Here is a 22,034-nt window from a genome sequence, read left to right on the forward strand (position 1 = left end):
GCGCACGGCCCCCAAGTGTACGGTCAGTGCAGCGGTTCTGGCTCGTCCACGAACATCTGGGTTTCCATCCAGGCGTAGGCCGCCTCGGCGCCGGGCTGGTTGAACAGCACCATCAGCACCACCCATTTCAGGTCATCCAGGTCCAGTTCGTCCTGGTCCAGAGCCATGGCACGGTCCAGCACCAGCTCGCGCTGGTCGGCATCGAGGATGCCGTGCTGTTCCAGATAAAGTAGGAAACCGCGACATTCCACGTCCAGTTTGTCCAGCTCGGGGCCGTGGTAGATGCGCACGGGGCCATCGACCCGGGCCTGCGCCACGCTGGGCCGCTGGGCGGCCAACGCGTCGAGCCAGTCGAACGCCTTGTTGATCTCGGTAGGGCTGAAACCGGCCTGTATCAGGCCATTCTGCAGCGAGTCGCGATCACGGATCAGGTCAGCATCTTCGCTGAAATAGTGTTCAAACAGGTACAGCAGTACGTCCAGGATGCTCTCTTTCATTGCCCCTCGGCCTGCGTCGGGCGACGCTGTGGAGGTGAAGAAACTAGGGAGTTCGACAGTAGCGGCCGTGTACGCACACCACGATTCCCGCCAGTTCCATGGCCAGCAGCATGGAGGACACCTCCGGCGCCGTCAATCCACAGCGCGTGATCAATGAATCCATACTGATTGGGTCGTGGTCCAGCGCGCGCCACAAGGTCTGGTAGTTGCGGTCACCGGCCCAGTGCGCCGGCAAGGCTGTCGAGACTGCCTGTTCAGTGGGGGCCGCCAGCCGGCTTTGCAAGTCCGGCAGCTGCTGGCGCAGGGCCGGGGCCAGCAGCTCCAGCACCTCCTCGGGGCGCTCGACCAGGGCGGCGCCGTCGCGGATCAGCCGGTGGCAGCCGGCCGCGCGCGGGTTCAGCACCGAACCGGGTACCGCGCAGACCTCGCGCCCGGCCTCGGCCGCCAGCCGCGCGGTGATCAGCGCCCCGGAGCGTTGCGCCGCCTCGACCACCACCGTGGCCAGGGCCAGCCCGGCCACCAGCCGGTTGCGCGCCGGGAACTGCCCGGGCCGGGCCGGCATGCCGGGGGGGTATTCGCTCAGGACCACGCCTTCGGCGGCAATGCGGGCCTGCAGCCGGGCGTTGCCGGGCGGATAGGCCAGGTCCGGCCCGGTGGCGATCACCGCCACGGTGCAGCCGCCGGCGTCCAGCGCCGCGGTGTGGGCGGCCGCGTCGATGCCCGCCGCCAGGCCGCTGCTGACGGCCAGCCCGGCTTCGGCGAAACAGCGGGCGAACCGCGCGGCCAGTGCGCGCCCACCGGGCGTGGGCGAGCGGCTGCCGACCACCGCCACCGAAGGCCGCCAGGCCAGGCTGGGGTCACCGGCCACGAACAGCGCCAGTGGCGGGTTCGGCAGATCCTGCAGCAACGGCGGCAGGGCCGGGTCGGTGCAGGCCAGCAGTTGGTGGTCGGGCGCCTGCAGCCAGTGCTGGGCGGTGGCCAGCGAACGGGCATCCGGGCCCTGCAGCGAGGCGCACTGGGCGGGCGTGCAGCCATGGGCGCGCCAGCCGGCAACGCCCAGCGCCAGCGCGGCACGGGCCGTTCCGGCGCTGCGCAGCAGCGCGCGGCGCGGTGCCAGCGGCCCTTCGGCCAGCACCAGGGTCAACAACGCGAGGGTTTCATCCATCGGCCGACTATCGGCCACATGCAGCAACGGCGCCCTAGGGCGCCGTCGCATGTGCGTGTCAGGGGATGCCGGGCGTGCCCGGCACGCCCTTACTTCGCGTCCGGGTGCAGTGCGCTGTAGCCGACCTTCACCGGCTTCACGCCCTGCATCACCAGCGCATAGCTGACGTTGTCGAAGGTGCGGAACACCATGGCATGGGCGGCGTACTCGTCCGGCAGGGTGACCCGGCCAGCGCCGGTGCTGCGCGAATCGTCCATGCGCGAGGAGTTCGGGTACTTCATGCGGTGGGCCACATGGCTGCCCTGGCGCCACAGCGAGAACACCGTGCCGTTGTCCACGCCCTGTGCCTTGCCGGCGGAAATGGCGATGACATCACGCGGGCCGCCGGCATCGAACATGTCGGTGACCGCCAGCACGCGCACGTCCACGCCTTCCACGCTGGCCGCCGGCACGTGCGGGAAGAACTGCAGGTCGTACGGCTGCGCTTCCACCGGCACCAGGCGGTCGCCGGCACGCACTTCGCGGCCGTTGGCGTTGCTGTCCAGCACCAGGGTGGAGGCTTCGGTCTTCTCGCCGGCCACCTGGGTGATGGTGCCCAGGCCGACCTGGGCCAGTTCGTAACCCAGCACGCCGCGGCGGTGGTTGGGCGCGTTGAAGGCCTTCCACAGGTTGCCGCTGCCCGGGGTCACGTCGCCGTTGGCGGTCAGGTCCTCGGTGGGCTTGGGCTGGGCGTAGCGCACGGTCGGGCGGACCACGGCCCAGCGCTGGCCCGGCTGGGCGTCGGCCAGGCGGACATAGGCGGTCTGGCCGCCGGTGGCACGCAGGCGGTTGTCTTCCAGGCCGACCACGTAGGGCAGGCCCTCAATGCTGTCCACCACGCTGAGCTGCTTCAGGAACGGCTCGACCTGGGCCAGCGGTACGCCGGTCACGGGCGCTTCCTGGCGCGGGCCGGGCTTGGCCGTCACGCGGTCCAGGTAGGCCAGGCTGAGCACGTCACCCGGATAGATCAGGTGCGGGTTGGCGATCTGCGGATTGGCTTGCCAGATCTCGGGCCAGAGCCAGGGCTTCTGCAGGAATTTGCCTGCGATGTCCCACAGCGTGTCCCCTTTGCGGACCACATAGGTGTCCGGGTGCCCGCCATTCACTTCAACGGCGGTAGCATAGGCAGCCACGGTCAGCATCGCCGCGGCGACGACCGTACGAAAACGAAGCAACATAGGTGCGAAGCCCTGATTCCCCAACAGGTTGGCGCACTATAGTCCAGAAACCGGGGCGCAAGGCAAGCGTTGCAGATAGAATCTGCGACGTATGCCGGCGTTGCCCCGGCCCCAACCCGGAAACTGCCATGGCTCTGCTCCCCATTCTTGAGTTCCCCGACCCGCGCCTGCGCACCAAGGCGGCCCTGATCGAGGCCACCGAGGTCACCACGCCGGCCTTCCAGGAACTGATCGACAACATGTTCCAGACCATGTACGAAGCTCCCGGCATCGGCCTGGCCGCCAGCCAGGTGGACGTGCACAAGCGCTTCATGGTCATCGACGTGAGCGAAGAGAAGAACGAACCGCGGGTGTTCATCAACCCGGAAATCGTCGCCAAGGACGGGGGCCAGGTGTACCAGGAAGGCTGCCTGTCGGTGCCGGGCATCTTCGCCGACGTCACCCGTGCCGACTCCATCACCGTGAAGTTCCTGGACCGCCAGGGCCAGCCGCAGGAGCTGACCACCGACGGCCTGCTGGCGGTCTGCGTGCAGCACGAGATGGACCACCTGGACGGCAAGCTGTTCATCGACTATCTGTCGCCGCTGAAGCGCGAGATGGTGCGCAAGAAGCTGGCCAAGCAGCGCAAGCACGTGGCGTGATCGCCACGCCGGGCCGGCCGCTGCGCCGGCCCGCGCCTGCGCACTGCGCGCGGGCCGCACGGCGCCGGATATGGGCGCCGTTCTTTTTTCTGCATGAAATCATCCTGCAAGTGGGGTCGCCATGAGGATTGTCTTTGCCGGTACGCCGGAATTCGCAGTGTCGTCGCTGCGCGCCGCTGCCCGCCACCATGAAGTCGTGGCGGTCTACACCCAGCCGGACCGCCCGGCCGGCCGCGGCCGCGGCCTGGCACCGTCGCCGGTGAAGCTGGAAGCGGTGGCCCGTGGCATTCCGGTGTACCAGCCGGAAACCCTGAAGGATGAGGTGGCCCAGCAGCAGCTGCGCGATCTGCAGCCGGACCTGATGGTGGTGGTGGCCTATGGCCTGATCCTGCCCAAGGCGGTGCTGACCATTCCGACGCACGGCTGCTGGAACGTGCATGCTTCGCTGCTGCCGCGCTGGCGCGGCGCCGCGCCGATCCAGCGCGCGATCCAGGCCGGCGATGCCAGCACCGGCGTGTGCCTGATGCAGATGGAAGCCGGCCTGGATACCGGCCCGGTGCTGCTGCACCAGGAACTGCCGATCACCGCCACCGATACCGGCGGCCAGCTGCACGACAAGCTGGCCGAACTGGGCGCACAGGTGCTGTCCGACGGTCTGGGCCTGCTGCGTGCCGGCATCAAGCCGGTGGCGCGGCCGCAGCCGGAACAGGGCGTGACCTACGCGCACAAGCTGGACAAGGCCGAGGCCAAGCTGGACTGGGCGCAGCCGGCCGACGTGCTGGCGCGTACCGTGCGGGCCTTCAACCCGTGGCCGATTGCCGAGGCCACGCTGGCCGGCGAGCGCGTGCGCATCCACGGCGCGGTGGCGCTGGACCTGGCCCATGGCCAGGCCCCCGGCACCGTGCTGGCGGCGGGCCGTGAAGGCATCGACATCGCCTGCGGCCAGGGCGCGCTGCGCCTGCGCGTGCTGCAGCGCGAGGGCGGCAAGGCGATCACCGCAGCCGATTACCTCAACGCGCGCCGCGATCTGCGCGCAGGGGTGTAACGGGTGGGCAAGCAGAACGATTTTTCGGTGGCCAAGGCCGCCCCGGGCGCGGCCACCCGCATGCTGGCGGCACGGGTGCTGGCGCAGGTGTTCACCCGCGGCCGTTCGCTGAAGGCCGAGCTGGCCTGGGCGCTGCCCAAGCTGGCCGACACCCGCGACCGCGCCCTGCTGGAAGCCCTGTGCTTTGCCGTGCTGCGCCGTCGCAGCACCTACGATGCCGCGCTGCAGGGCTGGATGCAGAAGCCGCTGTCGGCACGCGATGCCGACCTGCGCACGTTGCTGATGGTGGGCTTTGCCCAGCTGGACGTGCTGGAACTGCCGGCCCATGCCGCGCTGTCGGCCACGGTGGACGCCGCGCGCGCACTGGGCCGCGAGCGCCAGGCCGGGCTGGTCAACGCCATCCTGCGCCGCGCCCAGCGCGAGGGCTTCCCGCAGCAGCCGGCCCGCGACGCGTTCCCGGACTGGCTGGCGCAGGCCATCGAGCGCGACTGGCCGGAACAGGCCGGCGCCATCTTCGATGCCAGCCTGCAGCCGGCGCCGCTGTGGCTGCGCGCCAACCGCCAGCAGGGCGGGCGTGACAAGGCACTGGCCGCGCTGGCCGAGGCCGGCATTGCCGCCGAACCCAGCGCCCTGTGCAGCGATGCCCTGCGCCTGGCCGCACCGGTGCCGGTGCACCAGCTGCCGGGGTTTGCCGACGGTGCGCTGTCGGTGCAGGACCTGTCGGCGCAATGCGCCGCCGACGCCCTGGCGCCGCCGCCCGGGGCACGGGTGCTCGACGCCTGCGCGGCCCCGGGCGGCAAGTCTGCCCACCTGCTGGAACGCGACCCCAGCCTGCGCCTGCTGGCGTTGGACATCGATGCCCGGCGCCTGGCGCGCGCGCGCGATACCTACGCCCGCACCGGGGTAGGCGAGGGCGCGCAGACCCAGGTGGCCGACGCCAGCGATACCGCCGCCTGGTGGGATGGCACGTTGTTCGACGCCATCCTGTTGGATGCCCCGTGCTCGGCCACCGGTGTGATCCGCCGCCAGCCGGACGTGATGTTCCACCGCCGGGCCGAGGACATTGAGGCGCTGGTGGGGGTGCAGGCCCGTCTGCTGGAAGCCTGCTGGTCGATGCTGCGCCCCGGCGGGGTGCTGCTGTACGCCACCTGCTCGATCCTGCGGGCCGAGAACGTGGACCAGGTGCGGGCCTTCCTGAAGTGGCATCCGGACGCGCAGGCCGCGCCGCTGGGTGACGCTTTCGGGCTGGATTGCGAGGGCATCGCCCGCCAGCGACTGCCCGGCAGCGATGATGCTGACGGATTTTTCTACGCGCGTCTGCTAAAAACAGCCTGACCTTTTCAACCGCCGAGTTCCCATGCTGAAAACCCGCGCATCACGCGAGACGTGGCTGTTCGTAGTGATGGCCCTGCTGGTGCTGGGCGCCGGCCTGGGCCTGCGCGACCCGTGGCCTTCGGACGAACCGCGCTTTGCCCTGGTGGCCAAGCAGATGGTGGAAAGCGGCGACTGGCTGTTCCCGCACCGGGGGCTGGAGCTGTATTCGGACAAGCCGCCCATGCTGATGTGGTGGCAGGCCACCCTGTACAGCGTGATCGGCAACTGGCGGGTGGCGTTCCTGCTGCCCTCGCTGATCGCCGCGCTGGGCACGCTGTGGTGCGTGGTCGACCTGGGCCGCCGGCTGTGGACGCGGCGCGTGGGCCTTTACGCCGGCTGGGCGCTGCTGTTCGCGCTGCAGTTCACCTTCCAGTCGAAGAAGGCGCAGATTGATCCCCTGGTGGTGCTGTTCATCACCCTGGCCAACTACGGCCTGCTGCGCCACCTGCTGCTGGGCCCGGCCTGGCGCTGGTGGTGGCTGGGCTGGTTCTTCGCCGGCATCGGGGTGATCACCAAGGGCGTGGGGGTGATCGCCCTGCTGATGATCGTGCCGGCGGCCATCGCCTCGGCGCTGCACTGGCCGCGGGTGCGCCTGCATGTGCGCGATGTGCGGTTCTGGCTGGCGCCGCTGGCGTTCGCGCTGGCGGTGGCGTTGTGGCTGCTGCCGATGGTGCTGACCGCGCTGGCCACGAAGTCGGGCGAGTACCAGGCGTACATGAACGACATCCTGTTCCGGCAGACGGCCAAGCGCTACGCGCAGTCCTGGGACCACCACCAGCCCTGGTGGTACTTCCTGGGCACCATGCCATCGATGTGGATCCCGGCGTTCCTGCTGGTGCCGTGGGCCATTCCGGCGTGGCGCCGGCGCCTGCAGCGGCGCGATGCGCGGTACCTGCTGCTGCTGGGCTGGTGGGCGCTGATCGTGCTGTTCTTCTCCATCCCCAACGGCAAGCGCGATGTCTACATCCTGCCGTCGCTGCCGATGTTCTGCCTGGCGCTGGCGCCGCTGCTGCCCGGCCTGCTGCGCCGGCGCGACGTGCAGTGGCTGCTGGGCGCTTTCACCCTGCTGCTGGCCGTGGCCACCCTGGGCGGCGGCCTGGCCGCGCTGATGGGCGAGCCCGGTTTCGAAGTGCGCCTGCAGCAGGCGCGCGGCATGGCGCCGGGGGTGATGGACCAGTTGGCCTGGGCCGCACTGGCCATGGGCGGCTGGGCCGTGGCCAGCCTGCTGCTGTTCGGTCGCCGCCGCTGGCACATGGCGCTGGTCTCCACGCTCACCGTGATCTGGGTGCTGTACAGCCTGGTGGGCTACCCGCTGTTGAACGACTCCAGTTCGGCGCGGGGCCTGATGCAGGCCGCCGGCCAGCGCATCGGCCCGCAGGCCGAGCTGGGTCTGGTGGCGTGGAAGGAACAGAACCTGCTGATGGCCGACCGCCCGGCGGCGACGTTCGGCTTCAAGGTGCATTGGGATGAACAGCTGGTGGCCGGCGTGCGCTGGCAGCAGCTGGCGCCGCAACGACGCTGGCTGCTGGTGCTGGAAGACGCCCTGCTGCCCTGCATCGACCGCAACCAGGCTGAATTGGCCGGTATCGCCAACCGTCGGCGTTGGTGGTTGGTGCCCGCCACGGCAGTGCAGGGGCGATGCGTGTCCAATGCCGCCGAGCGCGAACGTGAACGGCAGATGCAGGATGATGAGTAGGCGTTCGCAGTCTGGTGTGTCCAGACTGCCCAGCAGGCTGCAAACACAGTAAAAGATACGGGCGGGGGTGGCCTGGCCACGCCTCTGGAATTTCCGCAGGAACGCAGTGATCGCTCTGAACGTGGCAGCTTCACCACACAACCAAGACGCGCGGGCCAGCACCGTGCTGGCGGCCCCCACCGGGGGGCGCCACGGCGTGGCCCATTGGCTGGCCCAGGTTGGCCTGTTCTGCATGCCGGCGCTGGTGCTTACCCTGCCCAGCAACCTGTTGGGCTATGGCGTGCTGCTGCTGGTAAGCACCCTGCTGGCGCCGGAACTGCTGTGGCGGGCCCGGCGCATCGAACCGACCACCCTGAAAGTGCTGATCGTGCTGATGCTGGCGGTGGTGGCGCTGGGCGTGTTTTCGATCCTGCTGTTCCAGCAGGGCCTGCGCGATGTCGACAACCGCTCGCGCTTCCTGGTCATTCCCTGGCTGGTGCTGTGGGTATGCGCACTGCGGCCGGACATGCGCTGGCTGTGGCGTGGCGCCCTGGCCGGGTTGCTGGGTACCTTCGTGCTGGCCCTGGTGCAGGTGCTGCAGGGCGCGCCGCGGGCCGAGCTGTCCACCAATGCCATCGTGCTGGCCGACATCGTGGCCGTGCTGATGGTGCTGCTGGTGTTCTGCCGTCCCTCGCGGCGCTGGTCGCTGGTGATCGTGGGCATGGCGGCCGGCTGCGGCACCATCGTGCTGACCGGCAGCCGCGGGGTGTTCGCCGCGCTGCTGGCGCTGCTGGTGGTGCTGGCGCTCAGTCTGCGCTGGCGCACGGGCACGGCGCGGTTGTCGGTGCTGGGGGTGATGCTGGCGCTGGGCGCCACGCTGATGCTGTCGGTACCCGAACTGCGCCATCAGCTGCGCCTGACCGAACTGCACAGTGACGTGCAGCGGCTGGAGAAGGGCGACGCCGATTCGTCCGCCGGTGCCCGGGTGGAGCGCCTGCAGGTGGCCTGGGAAACCTTCAAGGACCACCCGTTCACCGGGGTGGGCATCGGCCAGTTCGATAACGCCATGCAGCGCCTGCCGGTCTGCCGCACCGATCCGGGCGAACTGCGCTGCCACCTGGGCCATGCCCATAATGACCTGGCCGAGTGGACCGCGACCCAGGGGCTGCCGGGCCTGTTGCTGCTGCTGGCGGTGTACGGCGTGCCGCTGTGGGTGTTCGTGCGCCTGCACCGGCGCAGTGGCCGCGCCACGTTCCGCGGGCCGGCGGCGGCTGGCATCATGATCGTAGTCGCCTACGTGCTGTGCGGGCTGACCCAGTCGATGTTCGCCCACCAGATGACGGCCAGCTTCTACGTGACCATCGTCGGCCTGTTGGCTGGTCTTTCCATTGTGGAAGGCGCGCGGCACCGGGCGGCCATCGGACGGTAGCGCCGGGCCACGCCCGGCGGGTCAATGGGTCGGCGGATCGGCCACGGCCTGGCCGTTGCCCAGCATCCACAGCATGATGGTCTTCTGCCGCACGTAGTTGGCGCGCACGTAGGCGTAGACCAGGCCATGCCAGCCATCGCGGAAGCCGCCGCGGAACACGAAGCCACGCCAGAACCGCCAGGCCGGCGCCAGCACCAGCTTGCCCAAGGTGGCCCGCTTGCCGCGCGCGAACTCGTGCTCGGCCATCATCCGCGCGTACTTTTCGGTCTTGGCCAACTGCTGCTGCAGGGACCGGTACGGGTAATGGATCAGGTCGCCACGCAGGGTGCCGACGGCACCATCGACGCTGGCCGCTTCGTGGATCTCGCGCTTGCCGCGCCAGCCGCCGTGGCGGCGGTCGAACAGGCGCAGCACCCGGTCCGGATAGGCATTGCCATGGCGCAGGAACTTGCCGAAATACTCGGAAAGCCGCGCGAAGCGGTAGCCAGCGTGGCCACTGAAGCCGCCCTCGCGGGCCGCTTCGATGGCCGCGCGCAGTTCCGGGCTGACGCGCTCGTCGGCGTCCAGGCACAGCACCCAGTCGTGCTGCGCCTGCGCCACGCAGAAGGCCTTCTGGCTGCGGAAGCCGTCGAACGGCCGCTGCAGCACGCGGGCGCCGGCGGCCTCGGCGATGGCCACGGTGGTATCGGTCGAATACGAGTCCACCACCACGATCTCATCGCAAAAGGCCAGCGAGGCCAGGCAGTCGCCGATGCGGCCGGCCTCGTTGAACGCGATAATGCACGCCGAGATGCGAGGCCGTTCGATGGGAGCGGTCGTGGAGGACATGATGGCCGGGTACCTGTTGTTTGCGACGGAGCGCTATGCGCTGCCTATTCTCGCCCCGTTGGCGCAGGCGTTGCACGCCTCGGGCCAGCAGGTCAGTGCCTGGTTCGAGGGGGGCGCCGCTGGCAGCCAGCTTCCCGGGGTGCCCACGGTGGGCCTGAAGCAGGCCCTGGCGCTGCGCCCGCGCGCGGTGTTCAGCGCGGCCAACTGGGTGCCGACCTTCCTGTCCGGGGCCAAGGTGCAGCTGTTCCATGGCTTCAACGTGGAAAAGCGCGACAGTGCGCGCGGCCACTTCCGGGTGCGCGGCATGTTCGATCTGTACTGCACCCAGGGCCCGGCCACCACCGCACCGTTCCGGCAGATTGCCGAACAGCAGGGGCATTTCGCGGTGGCCGAAACCGGCTGGCCGAAGCTGGACCCGTTGTTTCGCGACGATGGCGGTGAAAGCGCGGCGCTGCGCGCGCCGGCGGACGGACGCCCGGTGGTGTTGTTTGGTTCCACCTTCACCGAGCGCCTGAGTGCTGCCCCGCACCTGCATGCGCAGATCGCGGCCGACGTCGCCGCCGGGGATCGCTACTGGCTGCTGACCCTGCACCCCAAGTGCCCGCCGGAACTGTTCGAACAGTACCGCGCGCTGGCCGGCGCCAATGCGCGCTTCATCGAGCCCGAGCAGGTGATGGCCGCGCAGCGTGCCGCCGACGTGCTGGTGTCGGACACCTCGTCGATCGTTTCGGAGTTCATCGTGCAGCACAAGCCGGTGGTGACCTTCCGCAACCGGGTGCCGAAGCCGCACATGATCGACTTCGATGCGCCCGAACTGCTGCCGGCCATGCTGCAGCGCGCGCTGCATCCCGATGCGGCGCTGACGGCGGAAATCGTGCGCTATGCCGATGCCATCCACCCGTACCGCGATGGCCGTTCCAGCGAGCGGGTGATCGCCGCCACCGAGGATTTCCTGGCCGGCGAGATGGGCGCGCTGCGGCGCAAGCCGTTCGGCACCTGGCTGCGCGATCTGCAGATCCGCAAGGATCTGGGCTACTGGGGCCCGGCGCAGCGCTGACAGGGGGCGGTCGGCGGCACCCGCCGGCACCCCCGTGCCGTTGGGTTGCCACGCGCCCGCCAGTAGATCCACGCCATGCGTGGATGGTGTGTGTCTGGGGTCAGAGCCCTTTCCTGTGGAAAGGGATCCGACCCCGCCCAGCCCGGCCTCACCAGCGCAGCTTGCGCCGGGCCAGGGCGTGGGCCAGCTGTTCCATCAGCTGCTGCGCGCGCGCCTGCGGCAGGTAGTTCAGGGTCAGCGCTACATCGCCGTGTGCGCCGGCCGTATCCAGCTGCAGGCTGGCAGTGCCCAGCAGCTTGTCCAGCGGCGTGCGGCGCAGGCGCAGGGCCTGCACCTTGTCCAGTTCGGCCCAGCGCCACCAGCGCTTCCACCAGCCGCCGCGCACGGCCACGAAGTGGTCGTCCAGGTACCAGCCGATGCGCGCCATCTGCCGGTGCGCGGCCAGCAGGGCCACCGGCAGCCAGGCCAGCACGGACAGCCCGAACGCGCCCCAGCGCCAGTACGCAGCGGCGGCCAGCAGCGGCACCAGCAGCAGGCTGCCCAGCGCCAGCCGCCACCAGCCGCGCTGGCGCACCGGCTGCCACTGCGGCGGTGGCCACTGCAGCTGCGGCAACAGGTGCTGCACCAGGCCGTCGCAGGTTGCCGCCGGCGCCAGCGGCGCCAGTTCGCGCAGGGCGCGGTCGTCGTCGCGCGAGGGCCCGCCGGCGGCGCTGTCGATGCGCAGCTGGCGCAGCCCGAACCAGCGGTGCAGGGTGCTTTCGCGCAGGGTCCAGGCCTGGATGCGGCGCCGCGCCACGCTGCTGCGGGTGCGGCTGAGCAGGCCGGTGGCCACGGTCAGGCGGCGCTCGCGCTCGCTCAGGGTGAAACCGTGGTAACGCAGCAGAGTCAGCGCCACCGACAGCACGCGCAGCGCCAGCCACCCCAGCAGCAGCACGCTGGCCGCCAGCAGCAGTGCACCGGTGGTGCCCGGGTGCAGGTGGCTGACGAAGCCGAAGGCCTGGCGGCCACCGCGCTGGATCGCATCGTCCATCACCGGCCGTGGCACGGTCTGGAACAGCAGGCCGAAGGCGGCCACCGCCAGCGCCCAGCCGCGGTTGGACAGCAGCCCCATGCGCAGCACGTCCCAGCTGGACAGGCGCAGCAGCACCTGGTCCTGCGCATCGTCCGGCGCGACCGCCTGCGGTTGATCGTCGGCCACGACCTGTGGCGCCTGGCCGCGCTGGCGTACCAGTTGTTCCAGCGCCAGTGCCTGGTCCAGCCGCAGCACGCGCATTTCCGCTTCCGGGCGTACGCCGCCGGCCGATTCCAGGCGCAGTTCGGCCACGCCGAACAGCCGGTGCAGCGGGTTCTGCCGCACTTCCACGTTGTGGATGCGGGCGAAGGGAATTTCGCGCCGGTTGCGCGCGAGCAGGCCGCTGCGCACGGTGATCGCATCGGCGCCGATCTGGTAGCGGTAGCTGAGGTACTGCAGCACCGACACCAGTACCAGGGCGACGATGGCGCCCAGCGGAATCAGCTGCGCCCACATCGGGTCGCGGTCGCCGCGCTGGCCGAACACCAGCAGCGCCACCAGCGGCAGGAAGTAATGGCGCAGCTGCATCAGCAGCACGAACAGCCACGACCAGGGGTGCAGGCGCTGGTCCTGGCCACCCGTGGGCAGCGCGGCAGGCAGGGGCGGTGGCTGGCTCACAGGGCGTCGGCGTCCTGGTCCAGCTGGTGGGCCAGGGTGTCGCGCAGGCGTTCTGCATCGGCCTGGTCCAGGCCGTTCACGGTGACCGCGCTCATGCGGGTGCCGGCGGTGTGCACGATCAGCGTGGCCAACCCGGCGCGGCGCTCCAGCGGGCCACGGCGCAGATCCAGGTGCTGCACGCGCGACACCGGCACGCGTGTTTCCAGCTGCCACATCAGGTCGCGGCGCAGGCCCAGGCCCTGTGCGTCCAGGCGCCAGCGTGTGCGGCGGGTGCGGCGGTGGCCGATCCATGCGCCGAACAGCACGCCGGCCAGCAGGGCGGCACCGGCACTCCACAGGCCACCGGGGGCATCGAAGAACCAGCAGGCCGCGGCCAGCGGGGCGCCGGGAATGAATAGACCGCCGAATGCGCCTTCCAGCGCGGCCAATGCGGCCGCGCGCGCAGGCAGCGGCTGCCAGTGGTCCAGGGGCGGCGCAGGGTCGGCAATCGGCAGGTCGGTCACGCAGGCATCCGTCGGGCAGCAGGGCGGGCGGTGGCGGCCGCAGCCGCACCGCGCTGACGGTAGCAAATCGGCCGCGTTACTGGGCGGCCTGGATCAACGCATCCACATCCAGCAGGTGGCCTGCGCGGTCGGCCTTGGTGCGCAGGTACTGCTCGTTCTCGGCGGTGATCTCGCCGGTGACCGGAATGCAGTCCAGCACTTCAATGCCGGCATTGCGCAGGCGCTGCGCCTTGGTCGGGTTGTTGCTGAGCAGGGCCACGCGGGTGATGCCCAGGCCGTGCAGCATGGCCACCGCGCTGCCGTAGCGGCGCTCGTCGGCACCGAAGCCCAGCTGCGCGTCGGCATCGATGGTATCCAGGCCGTCGTGCTGGTAGCCGTAGGCGCGCATCTTGGCGGCAATGCCGGTGCCGCGGCCTTCCTGGTCCAGGTACAGCAGCACGCCGCCGCCCAGTTCCTTCAGCTTGCGCAGGCCGCGCCGCAGCTGGTCGCCGCAGTCGCACTTGAGCGAACCGAACAGATCGCCGGTCAGGCACGAGGAATGCACGCGCACCGGCACCACCGCCGACAGGTCGGGTTCGCCGACGATGATCGCCACCTGGTCGCGCTGGGCCACACCGCCGCGGAACACGGCGAAGGTGGTCATGCCCACATCGCGCAGCGGCACCGGTGAACGCGCCACCAGTTCGTAATCGTGGGCCGCATGGGCGGCGCCTTCGGCCAGATCGCACAGGGCCACGTCGGCGGCGCCATCGAAGGTGCGGTCGTCGGCGGCCAGGCGCACCGCCACCATGGCCGGCAGCAGCAGGCCCAGGCGGGCCAGTTCCACCGCGCCGGCGTCGAAGGCATCGCCGGCACTCCAGCCGTCCGGCATCGGGCCCGGCTCGCGCAGGTAGCCCAGCGACGGCAGCGCATCGAAGGCGATGCCGGCCAGTGGCAGGCGCGCGCCGTGCGCGGCTTCCACACCCAGCACGCGGGCGCGGGTGGCGGTGAGGAACAGGTAATGGCGTTGCTGGGCGGCGTTGGCGAAGGCGGCGAAGCTGCTGACGGTGGCGCTGTCCAGCGCGATCACCGCCAGGCGCTGGCCCTGGCCGTCGTGCAGCAGGACCGGGCGACCGGCGCGCAGTTCGGCCACCGCGCGTTCGCAGCGGATCGCGGCAGGGTCGCCGAACAGGGAAGAAGCAGGCATGGCAGGACCGGGGGAGGCGGACATCGCAGTCTCTATGGGGGCGCCGGCGTCGTATTCAACATAGCGCGATCGCCGGCGTCCGGCCGTCAGTGCGGGTGCTTTTCGGTGGCGTAGGGATCGTCTTCACCGCTGCCCGGCGGCCGCAGCGTGTAGCGCTTGTAGGTCCACTGGTACTGCGAAGGGTCGCGCCGGGCAATGCGTTCAATGCCCGCATTGAGGGCGGCCACGGCCACCTGTGGGTCCGGGTCGGCCACGGCCGGGTCGGTCGGTTCAATGTGCAGGGCAAATTCCATGTCCGGACCGATGCGTTCGCACCAGCCGTACAGCACGGTGGCGCCGGTGCGCTCGGCCAGCCGGTTGACCAGGGTCATGGTCAGCGCCTGCACGCCGAAGAACGGCACGAACACGCCGTCGCCGGCCTTGGGCTGCTGGTCGGGCAGGATGCCGGTGGCACCGCCGTCCTTCAGTACCTTGAACAGCTGGCGCACGGCCGGGCCTTCGGCGCGCACCTGCTGCACGTTCTGGCCGCCGCGCACCAGCTGCAGGAAGGCATCACCGGCTTCGTCTTCCGGTGGCTTGTAGACGATGGCGATCTGCCCGCGCGAGGCCAGCCACTGGTTCAACAGCTCCCAGTTGCCGAAGTGCGGGGCGGCCACGATCACGCCCTTGCCGCTGGCCAGGGCGGCGTCGTACAGGGCCTGGCCGTGGCGCTCCTTCAGGTGCAGGCGCAGGTTGTCAGCCGGGCTCTGGCTCCACAGGCGCAGGGTTTCGATGGCCTGCAGCGCGGTCGAGCGCAGCACCTGGCGGTGCAGAGCGGTGCGGGTGGTCGCGTCCAGTTCCGGGTAGGCCAGTTCCAGGTTGCGGCGGGTCACCCGGCTTTCGCGGGCGTCCAGGCGGATCCACGCCCAGGCCAGGGCGTGCGCGAACCCCCTCAGCAGCGGCCAGGGCAGGCGGGCGAACAGGGTGGTGGCGCGGTAGACCAGCCGGGCTTTGCGTTGCGGATTCATCGCCCCCAGTTTAGCCAAGGGCGCTGCTATCGTGGCCGGCCGTGTTCAAAGGAAGCCCCCGCATGCTCGTCCTGATCCAGCGCGTCAGCCAGGCCGCCGTCCACGTAGAGGGCGAAGCGGTGGGGCAGATCGGCCCGGGCCTGCTGGCCCTGGTGGGCATGGAACCGGGCGACACCGAGGCGCAGCTGCAGCGCATGGCCGAACGCCTGCTTGGCTACCGTGTATTCGCAGATGAGGCCGGGCGCATGAACCGTTCGCTGCGCGATACCGGCGGCGGCCTGCTGCTGGTCAGCCAGTTCACCCTGGCCGCGGACACCCGTTCGGGCATGCGGCCCAGCTTCACCAGCGCCGCCCCGCCGGACGAGGCTGAACGCGGGTTCAATCGATTTGTCGATATCTGCCGTGAAAATCATGCCCCGGGGGTGGAAACGGGCCGATTTGGTGCCCATATGGTCGTCAGCCTGGTCAATGACGGTCCCGTGACCTTCCTCCTCAGGCCCTAGGCCGCCGGGACCACCGCCCGGCAGGCCGGGCCCCGGGCTGGTATAATGCTACGTTCCCTATTTCTCCCTAGCCGGTGGCGCGAGCACTACATGGCCAACGAACGTCCTGCCCAATCCGAAATCAAGCAACTGATCAGCAAGGGCCTGGAACAGGGCTACCTGACCTACGCCGAAGTCAATGACCATCTGCCGGACGACATGGTCGACCCGGAACAGATCGAAGACATCATCGGCATGATCAACGGCATGGGCATTGATGTCCATGAAGTTGCGCCGGATGTGGAAACCCTGCTTCTGAACGACGGCAACACGGGCAACCGTGAGGTCGACGACACCGCGGCCGAAGAAGCCGCCGCAGCGCTGAGCGCGCTGGACACCGAAGGTGGCCGCACCACCGACCCGGTACGCATGTACATGCGCGAAATGGGCACCGTCGAGCTGCTGACCCGCGAAGGCGAAATCGCCATCGCCAAGCGCATCGAGGAAGGCCTTTCGCAGGTGCAGGCCGCGCTGGGCCAGTTCCCGGTGTCGGTCGAATCGCTGTTGAACGATTACGAAGCCCACAAGGAAGGCAAGAAGCGCCTGGCCGAAGTGATCGTCGGCTTCAACGACCTGGCCGACGAAGAGCCGGCGCCGCCGGCTGCCGCCGCCGCCGATGACAGCGACGACGCTGACGCCGATGGCGACGAGGACGAGGACGATGATGTCGACGGTGGCGATGAAGAAGCCGCACCGACCGGTCCGGACCCGGAAGAAGTCGCTGCGCGCATGCAGGCGCTGAGCGATGCCTTCAATGCCTTCAAGAAGGCGGCCGGCAAGAACGACAAGAAGAACCTGCCGCGCCTGCGCGAAGAAATGTCGGCCGTGTTCGTCACCCTGAAGCTGCCGCTGCCGCTGACCGACGTGCTGACCAAGCAGCTGCGCGACACCATGGCCAGCATCAAGGGCCATGAGCGCCGCGTGCTGAACCTGGCCACCGTCACGGCCCGCATGCCGCGCAAGGACTTCATCCGTTCCTGGGAAGGCAACCAGACCAACCTGGAATGGGTGGAAGACGCACTGAAGCGCAAGCAGAAGTGGTCCTCGGCCCTGCGTGAAGTGAAGGACCAGATCATTGCCGAACAGCAGGCAACGATCGACATCGAGAAGCTGACCCAGCTGGACCTGGAAGAGCTGAAGGAAATCAGCCGTGCCATGGCCTACGGCGAAGCCAAGGCGCGCAAGGCCAAGAAGGAAATGGTCGAGGCCAACCTGCGCTTGGTCATCTCCATTGCCAAGAAGTACACCAACCGTGGCCTGCAGTTCCTCGACCTGATCCAGGAAGGCAACATCGGCCTGATGAAGGCCGTGGACAAGTTCGAGTACCGCCGCGGTTACAAGTTCTCGACCTACGCCACCTGGTGGATCCGCCAGGCGATCACCCGCTCGATTGCCGACCAAGCACGCACCATCCGTATTCCGGTGCACATGATCGAGACGATCAACAAGTTGAACCGCATTTCCCGCCAGATGCTCCAGCAGTACGGCCGCGAGGCTACGCCGGAAGAGCTGGCCAAGGAAATGGACATGCCGGAAGACAAGATCCGCAAGGTGATGAAGATCGCCAAGGAGCCGATCTCGATGGAAACCCCGATCGGCGACGACGAGGATTCCCATCTGGGCGACTTCATCGAGGACACCAACGTGGAGTCCCCGATCGAAAACACCACCAACATCAACTTGTCTGAAACCGTGCGCGACGTGCTGGCCGGCCTCACCCCGAGGGAAGCCAAGGTGCTGCGCATGCGCTTCGGCATCGACATGAACACCGACCACACGCTGGAAGAAGTCGGCAAGCAGTTCGACGTGACCCGCGAGCGCATTCGCCAGATCGAAGCGAAGGCCCTGCGCAAGCTGCGCCACCCGAGCCGTTCGGAACAGCTGCGCAGCTTCCTGGATATCGACTGATATCTGGTTGGGCTGATGTGTTGAAAAAACCCCGCTTCGGCGGGGTTTTTTTTGGGGTGGCGGCGGGCCATGTCTGGTGGATTCGTATCGCAATTCGTATCTGGATTCGTATTGGTTACGTAACATTATTCTGGCGGTCTATCATCGCGCCGCGGATGAAATGTATTTATAAACAGTGGCTTGCGTTGCTGCTTGGACGTGTGAGGCGCGGTGATTGACGAAGATTACGTAACACTATTCGTCCCACAACTCCCCGCCCGGTAGCGCCAGGCCTAGCCCGCTGCGCCTACCCGGTGTCGCGTCTGCCGTTTGAATTCTCTCTCTGGCTGCCGCACGCTGGTTTGGCAGGTGCTCAACACACCTCGTAGGCGGATCGGGGAACCCGGTACCGATGCAGACGCGCAACACGCCGCACCCTTCCCGGGGCGGGCTGTTGCTTCGATTGACCCTGCATCTGGAGTACAGTCATGAATGATGTTGAGCCCGTTGAGGCGGATTGAGACTTTCCCAATCTCCCGCCGCTGCTGGACTGGAATGATGTAATCCGGGACGAGCTTGAGGATCGCTGGGGCTTCGCCCGGCGAGCGACGTTCGCGTTGCTGACACAGTCTGGCGCGGGTTTGGTTGAGGGGTTTGGTGGGGAGAATCGGCCGGGGGTTGGAAGGGGCGCGAAGCGCCGTGGCCTTTTTTCGTGAGCATTTGCTGCAGATGCAGGTGTACGCGGAGGCTGCTGAAGATCGGCTGCGGCAGGTGGCGAAGGTGCTTGCGATCGATGACTGAGTAGCGAGGTAAGGGCGGGCTCCACTACACTGTGGCGCTGCGCAGGGCCTATAGCTCAACGGTTAGAGCAGGGGACTCATAATCCATCGCCTCCCCATTTCAGGGCATTGCTGGATTCCTCATTCTTTCTCAGTAATCAGCATTTTTAACGTGGTACCGGCACGCAGCCGTTTCAGTCATTCGCACGCGATAGGTGGGTTTTTCCGTCACGGTTACACCGAAATTACACCGAGTTGCGCCAGTCATCACGTTTTTGTATGAATACTTCGCGCAATGACGCGCATGGACATGCATTAAGGAGCGGTTGTGGCTGTCTACCTTATTGGTTACGACCTCAATAAAGCAGGAAAGAACTACGACGGCCTTATTGAGAAGATCAAGGGCATAAGTGCTGGAAACTGGTGGCATCACTTGGATTCGACCTGGCTGATTAGCCACCCCGGCAACTGTGTAGCAATCCGAGATGCTCTTAAGCCATTTCTTGATGCGGACGATGAGCTCTTGGTAGTTCTGCTCACTCGCGGGGAGTGGGCGACATATGGCGTCAAACAGTCTGGCGTGACATGGCTCAAGAATAATCTCTAGGCAAAATCACCCCCGCCGGCGCTCACGCCTGTGGGGGTCTTCGCAGAATTCCCGATGAACTACCGCTAATGCCTATTCCCCGCGTAGGGACTTGAGCCCCTGCGCGAAAGCCTTCCCCAGCTCAAACAGGGCGCTCGTAAATTTCTGAGAGTCATCAGGTGTGGCCGATTGCTTGGGCGCCGAAACCATCTTGACCAAGGCTAGGCAAAGCGAAAGTGGAATCGCAACGATGGCTACCACGAGGGCGCCAAGAAGAGTGGTGGCGCTCGGGCCCAGTTTCGCGAACTCGATCATCACGGGTTGAGTCTTCTCATCCCATGCCGTGCATACGATGTGTAGGAAGAGCCATAAAAATGCAGCGCTGAAGCCCATCAAGAATATATAGAGAGTCCAGCGCTGTATCCGGGCATCGCGGAAGTCTTTCAACTGTCTGTCGATGTCAGCCGCAGACGGTGGCGGGACATTGTCAGTTCGCGGCGCCGTTGCGGGTAGTGACGGCGGGGGCTGAGGTGCTATTTGGGCAGTGCCTTGTAAAGCACCTGGCATAGGGGGGGAGGCATCGCCGTCTTGTCCAAATAAGACGGCGAATGCGCGCTTAATGCGTGTGCCAAATGAGTCGTTGGAGGTCATGTGTTCAGCTGATGTAACCCAAGTTTTTGAGTCGGATCTGCATGGCAATCTCTGACACACCCATTGCCGAAGCTAAGTCGGAAATCGAAGAAACGCGACGGTCCTCGACCATGACCTTGACGGAATAAGCAGGCATCACAAGTTCGGCCGCGAAACGGTTGGCTGAAACCTCGACCGGATCATAGCTGCCGCCGCTCAACGTCGACGACGTGTCACGGAAGCGCTTGCCGCCGACTGCATGCCCCAGAACGTGATGACCAAGCTCGTGAGCGATGGTAAACCGCTGGCGGTTAGGAGAGTCGCCAGCGTTAACTTTGATCACGGGCCGATTCCCCTCGTATTCGAACGTGCCGCTTGCGCCAGAAGCAAAGTCAGGTTCAAAGGCAGAGCAGAAGCGAACCTCCACGCCTATCGCGCGGGCAATGGCAACGGGGTCGACAGGGGTAGGACGAGGGGCCCAGTGTTGTTGAATCAGGTGCTCGGCCCACTGGCGTTCTATCATAAGAGCCTCCAGCAAGGTCGTTAGGAAGGTGTAAACCGCGAGAGTATCGCTCAATTCCGGCGCTATGCATATCCCATCCGCCTTTCGTATCCTATCCACCATTGGTCGGAATTTGTCAAGTCCTCGACCCTGAACATCCGAGGCACCTGACTGCACACCGCCACGTGGCGTCACTTCTGATTGGACTTAACCCCTAATGGCCGCCTGTCGACGCACGCCCTCGGCTCCGACACAGATCGCCCGCGTTCGCCGCCCCCAATCGGCTGCCGCACCGCCCGCCGGCTGGTCATTGAGTCCGGCGGTATCCAGCATCAGGCTAAGCCTCTTACTAGGCCCTCTGGGGGTAGACGCCATCCGAGCGGGCGGGCGTGGCTGCTACACCGGCGCCACTGTGTCAGCCTGCGCTCTTATGTCCGCCATCGGTATGAGCAATGCGTCGAGGACTGCGTGCGGTAAAGCCTGATCGCCGCGTACGCCTCGTTGATGGACTATTGCATGTCGTGCTGGATCCGCATGTCTCTGCTTGCGCGCTCGCGCCTGGCCTGACCCGACTAGGTGAAGCATGCCGAGCTCGTCGCCTGTATTGTCCAGGGGCGACAGAGGTGCGCTCTTCTGCTTGCCAAACTCCGTAGTGGTCGCCGCCTGCGCAGCCGCAAAGTCCTTGCGCAGTCTACGTTGAACAGAGCACGCCTTTATGGGCAAAATTGGCTATTGGTGGATGTGTGTCAACTGGATGGAATTAGTAACATCCCTAAGTCTGACGATGGCTCTAACTAGACGTCTTCGCGCCTCGAGCTTATTTCAATGGTGAAAAGGAAAATATTGTGGGAAAGGACAAATACAAGGTTGGCGACAAAGTAAAGCTGAATGTTGGTGGGCCCGACATGGCTGTGTACGAAGTGCATAGCGGTGTATCCGGTACAAGCTACCGATGCAAATGGTTTGCCGGCAAAAAGCTCGAAGTAGGCTTCTTTGCAGAAGAGATGCTTGACGCGGTCCCCGAGGGCCGGGAGTGAGAGCCGAAGAGATCATAAAGTGGATGCAAGCCGCGCTTGAGGCAGAGGGCTGCCTCTATCAGGAAGACGTAGTCGATCGCCTAGTCAAGGCAGAAGCGAATGAGTTTCTCCGTGAGAACGCCGACGGCAATGTCGCCCTGTCAACGTCATTGCTCAGCGCCTTCCGAAAGCGCAATGAAAATTCCGTAGTGTGGGTTAGGTCTGGCCGATATTGGCGCCTACGAGCCCCGGAGGATGACGTGGGGCGCGAAGCTCTTGGATGATCAACTTTGGACTGCTGCGCGTTCATCGGCACGAAGCATGCAAATCCGCAGAATGTCGACTCGGGCTGTGGTTCAGCCGGGCGCTGATTGCGCTTCTGCATCTCCTCCGCGTGCTTGAAGCAGGCGTCCAGCTTCTTCTGCAGGCCGGGCAGCGCCTCGCTGGCTTCCTTCACCGCCATCGGGTGGCGGGTCTCGTGGAGGCTGTTGTGCGTCGAGTGGACACGGTCCAGGTCGATTGAAAGGCGGTCGAACTCCTTCTGAAGCTCCGCCAATTCCTCGTGGGTGCCGCTGGCCAACGCCTTCTGGTAGACGGGTGTATGCACATGGGCAAGATGCAGACCTAGCGGTAGTAGCAGGCGGTGTGCGGCGTTGAGCCAGGGCATGCTGGTGGCGCATTCGTCCAGACGCGCACTTGAGCCGCGGTGAAGAGAAGAGGGGGGGGGGGAGTGGGCCCCCCCCCCCCGCCGGCGGGCCCCCGGGGGACGGGGCCCGCG

Annotated in this window: 21 protein-coding genes; 10 read left to right on the forward strand and 11 right to left on the reverse strand. The window is 67.1% G+C overall.

What is annotated here, in order from left to right:
* Positions 1-23 precede the first annotated feature (23 nt).
* The 3 genes from IAE58_RS02510 to IAE58_RS02520 all read right to left on the reverse strand — a co-directional run bounded on the left by IAE58_RS02510 (position 24) and on the right by IAE58_RS02520 (position 2,879).
* Complete coding sequence (locus IAE58_RS02510) at positions 24-497, reverse strand: DUF494 family protein (RefSeq protein ID WP_108750316.1); 474 nt, start codon at positions 495-497, stop codon at positions 24-26.
* A 43-nt stretch (positions 498-540) separates the two neighbouring features.
* Positions 541-1,662 (reverse strand): DNA-processing protein DprA, encoded by a 1,122-nt coding sequence (gene dprA, locus IAE58_RS02515; protein WP_233614858.1) that lies wholly within the window; start codon positions 1,660-1,662, stop codon positions 541-543.
* An 89-nt stretch (positions 1,663-1,751) separates the two neighbouring features.
* The gene (locus IAE58_RS02520) at positions 1,752-2,879 is read right to left on the reverse strand and encodes a LysM peptidoglycan-binding domain-containing protein (protein WP_108754283.1); all 1,128 of its coding nucleotides are present in this window, start codon (positions 2,877-2,879) and stop codon (positions 1,752-1,754) included.
* A 128-nt stretch (positions 2,880-3,007) separates the two neighbouring features.
* Between IAE58_RS02520 and def the strand changes: the two genes are divergently transcribed.
* The 5 genes from def to IAE58_RS02545 all read left to right on the forward strand — a co-directional run bounded on the left by def (position 3,008) and on the right by IAE58_RS02545 (position 9,043).
* Positions 3,008-3,520, forward strand: a complete 513-nt coding sequence (gene def, locus IAE58_RS02525; RefSeq protein WP_108754282.1) for a peptide deformylase — start codon at positions 3,008-3,010, stop codon at positions 3,518-3,520.
* A gap of 121 nt (positions 3,521-3,641) precedes the next feature.
* Positions 3,642-4,565, forward strand: a complete 924-nt coding sequence (gene fmt, locus IAE58_RS02530; protein WP_199933424.1) for a methionyl-tRNA formyltransferase — start codon at positions 3,642-3,644, stop codon at positions 4,563-4,565.
* Positions 4,566-4,568: 3 nt separating this feature from the next.
* Positions 4,569-5,900 (forward strand): 16S rRNA (cytosine(967)-C(5))-methyltransferase RsmB, encoded by a 1,332-nt coding sequence (rsmB, locus tag IAE58_RS02535; RefSeq protein WP_199933423.1) that lies wholly within the window; start codon positions 4,569-4,571, stop codon positions 5,898-5,900.
* Positions 5,901-5,922: 22 nt separating this feature from the next.
* Entirely contained in the window at positions 5,923-7,635 is a 1,713-nt protein-coding gene (locus tag IAE58_RS02540) for a glycosyltransferase family 39 protein (protein ID WP_199933422.1), read from the forward strand.
* Between the two features lie 232 nt (positions 7,636-7,867).
* The gene (locus IAE58_RS02545) at positions 7,868-9,043 is read left to right on the forward strand and encodes an O-antigen ligase (RefSeq protein WP_199933441.1); all 1,176 of its coding nucleotides are present in this window, start codon (positions 7,868-7,870) and stop codon (positions 9,041-9,043) included.
* A 21-nt stretch (positions 9,044-9,064) separates the two neighbouring features.
* Here the strand turns inward: IAE58_RS02545 and IAE58_RS02550 are convergent, their stop codons facing one another.
* Positions 9,065-9,871 (reverse strand): glycosyltransferase family 2 protein, encoded by an 807-nt coding sequence (locus tag IAE58_RS02550; protein ID WP_199933421.1) that lies wholly within the window; start codon positions 9,869-9,871, stop codon positions 9,065-9,067.
* Between IAE58_RS02550 and IAE58_RS02555 the strand changes: the two genes are divergently transcribed.
* Positions 9,870-10,928, forward strand: coding sequence for a CDP-glycerol glycerophosphotransferase family protein (locus IAE58_RS02555; RefSeq protein WP_199933440.1), 1,059 nt, complete (start codon positions 9,870-9,872; stop codon positions 10,926-10,928). The two genes, IAE58_RS02550 and IAE58_RS02555, sit on opposite strands and share 2 nt — an antisense overlap.
* Before the next feature lie 148 nt (positions 10,929-11,076).
* Here the strand turns inward: IAE58_RS02555 and IAE58_RS02560 are convergent, their stop codons facing one another.
* The 4 genes from IAE58_RS02560 to IAE58_RS02575 form a co-directional block, all read right to left on the reverse strand.
* Positions 11,077-12,618, reverse strand: a complete 1,542-nt coding sequence (locus tag IAE58_RS02560) for a PH domain-containing protein (RefSeq protein ID WP_199933420.1) — start codon at positions 12,616-12,618, stop codon at positions 11,077-11,079.
* On the reverse strand, positions 12,615-13,121 hold the full coding sequence (locus tag IAE58_RS02565; protein ID WP_199933419.1) for a PH domain-containing protein: 507 nt from the start codon (positions 13,119-13,121) through the stop codon (positions 12,615-12,617). The genes IAE58_RS02560 and IAE58_RS02565 overlap by 4 nt, the downstream gene beginning before the upstream one ends.
* A 76-nt stretch (positions 13,122-13,197) precedes the next feature.
* Entirely contained in the window at positions 13,198-14,331 is a 1,134-nt protein-coding gene (gene ribA, locus IAE58_RS02570) for a GTP cyclohydrolase II RibA (protein WP_199933418.1), read from the reverse strand.
* 62 nt (positions 14,332-14,393) lie between these two features.
* Positions 14,394-15,314 (reverse strand): lauroyl acyltransferase, encoded by a 921-nt coding sequence (locus IAE58_RS02575; RefSeq protein WP_108754273.1) that lies wholly within the window; start codon positions 15,312-15,314, stop codon positions 14,394-14,396.
* A 62-nt stretch (positions 15,315-15,376) separates the two neighbouring features.
* Between IAE58_RS02575 and dtd the strand changes: the two genes are divergently transcribed.
* The 3 genes from dtd (at position 15,377) to IAE58_RS02590 (ending at position 19,129) form a co-directional block, all read left to right on the forward strand.
* The gene (dtd, locus tag IAE58_RS02580) at positions 15,377-15,817 is read left to right on the forward strand and encodes a D-aminoacyl-tRNA deacylase (protein WP_108757268.1); all 441 of its coding nucleotides are present in this window, start codon (positions 15,377-15,379) and stop codon (positions 15,815-15,817) included.
* 90 nt (positions 15,818-15,907) lie between these two features.
* Positions 15,908-17,764 (forward strand): RNA polymerase sigma factor RpoD, encoded by a 1,857-nt coding sequence (gene rpoD, locus IAE58_RS02585; RefSeq protein ID WP_108757267.1) that lies wholly within the window; start codon positions 15,908-15,910, stop codon positions 17,762-17,764.
* A gap of 1,086 nt (positions 17,765-18,850) precedes the next feature.
* Entirely contained in the window at positions 18,851-19,129 is a 279-nt protein-coding gene (locus tag IAE58_RS02590; protein WP_199933417.1) for a hypothetical protein, read from the forward strand.
* Between the two features lie 72 nt (positions 19,130-19,201).
* On the opposite strand, the gene IAE58_RS02595 is transcribed toward IAE58_RS02590, so the two are convergent.
* Together IAE58_RS02595 and IAE58_RS02600 are read right to left on the reverse strand one after the other, a co-directional pair.
* Entirely contained in the window at positions 19,202-19,555 is a 354-nt protein-coding gene (locus tag IAE58_RS02595) for a hypothetical protein (protein ID WP_199933416.1), read from the reverse strand.
* Between the two features lie 208 nt (positions 19,556-19,763).
* Positions 19,764-20,261: an ImmA/IrrE family metallo-endopeptidase gene (locus tag IAE58_RS02600; RefSeq protein ID WP_199933415.1), complete on the reverse strand. Its 498-nt coding sequence runs from the start codon at positions 20,259-20,261 to the stop codon at positions 19,764-19,766.
* A gap of 824 nt (positions 20,262-21,085) precedes the next feature.
* Here IAE58_RS02600 and IAE58_RS02605 point away from each other — a divergent pair.
* On the forward strand, positions 21,086-21,277 hold the full coding sequence (locus IAE58_RS02605) for a DUF2158 domain-containing protein (protein WP_199933414.1): 192 nt from the start codon (positions 21,086-21,088) through the stop codon (positions 21,275-21,277).
* 58 nt (positions 21,278-21,335) lie between these two features.
* Here the strand turns inward: IAE58_RS02605 and IAE58_RS02610 are convergent, their stop codons facing one another.
* Positions 21,336-21,923 carry a hypothetical protein gene (locus IAE58_RS02610; protein WP_199933413.1) on the reverse strand — a complete coding sequence of 196 codons (588 nt, stop codon included), beginning with the start codon at positions 21,921-21,923 and terminating at the stop codon, positions 21,336-21,338.
* Positions 21,924-22,034: the final 111 nt, after the last annotated feature.

Origin of the sequence: Stenotrophomonas sp. S49 (genome assembly GCF_016624905.1) — a bacterium.
GTDB lineage: Bacteria > Pseudomonadota > Gammaproteobacteria > Xanthomonadales > Xanthomonadaceae > Stenotrophomonas.

Bases quoted from the DNA above. Each gene is read 5' to 3' on its own strand.
- rpoD (WP_108757267.1), top strand. From the start codon at position 15,908: ATGGCCAACGAACGTCCTGCCCAATCCGAAATCAAGCAACTGATCAGC.
- IAE58_RS02600 (WP_199933415.1), bottom strand. From the start codon at position 20,261: ATGATAGAACGCCAGTGGGCCGAGCACCTGATTCAACAACACTGGGCC.
- IAE58_RS02540 (WP_199933422.1), top strand. From the start codon at position 5,923: ATGCTGAAAACCCGCGCATCACGCGAGACGTGGCTGTTCGTAGTGATG.
- ribA (WP_199933418.1), bottom strand. From the start codon at position 14,331: ATGTCCGCCTCCCCCGGTCCTGCCATGCCTGCTTCTTCCCTGTTCGGC.
- IAE58_RS02550 (WP_199933421.1), bottom strand. From the start codon at position 9,871: ATGTCCTCCACGACCGCTCCCATCGAACGGCCTCGCATCTCGGCGTGC.
- dtd (WP_108757268.1), top strand. From the start codon at position 15,377: ATGCTCGTCCTGATCCAGCGCGTCAGCCAGGCCGCCGTCCACGTAGAG.
- IAE58_RS02610 (WP_199933413.1), bottom strand. From the start codon at position 21,923: ATGCCCTGGCTCAACGCCGCACACCGCCTGCTACTACCGCTAGGTCTG.
- IAE58_RS02545 (WP_199933441.1), top strand. From the start codon at position 7,868: ATGCCGGCGCTGGTGCTTACCCTGCCCAGCAACCTGTTGGGCTATGGC.
- IAE58_RS02510 (WP_108750316.1), bottom strand. From the start codon at position 497: ATGAAAGAGAGCATCCTGGACGTACTGCTGTACCTGTTTGAACACTAT.
- dprA (WP_233614858.1), bottom strand. From the start codon at position 1,662: ATGGATGAAACCCTCGCGTTGTTGACCCTGGTGCTGGCCGAAGGGCCG.
- IAE58_RS02575 (WP_108754273.1), bottom strand. From the start codon at position 15,314: ATGAATCCGCAACGCAAAGCCCGGCTGGTCTACCGCGCCACCACCCTG.
- IAE58_RS02555 (WP_199933440.1), top strand. From the start codon at position 9,870: ATGATGGCCGGGTACCTGTTGTTTGCGACGGAGCGCTATGCGCTGCCT.
- fmt (WP_199933424.1), top strand. From the start codon at position 3,642: ATGAGGATTGTCTTTGCCGGTACGCCGGAATTCGCAGTGTCGTCGCTG.
- def (WP_108754282.1), top strand. From the start codon at position 3,008: ATGGCTCTGCTCCCCATTCTTGAGTTCCCCGACCCGCGCCTGCGCACC.
- IAE58_RS02520 (WP_108754283.1), bottom strand. From the start codon at position 2,879: ATGTTGCTTCGTTTTCGTACGGTCGTCGCCGCGGCGATGCTGACCGTG.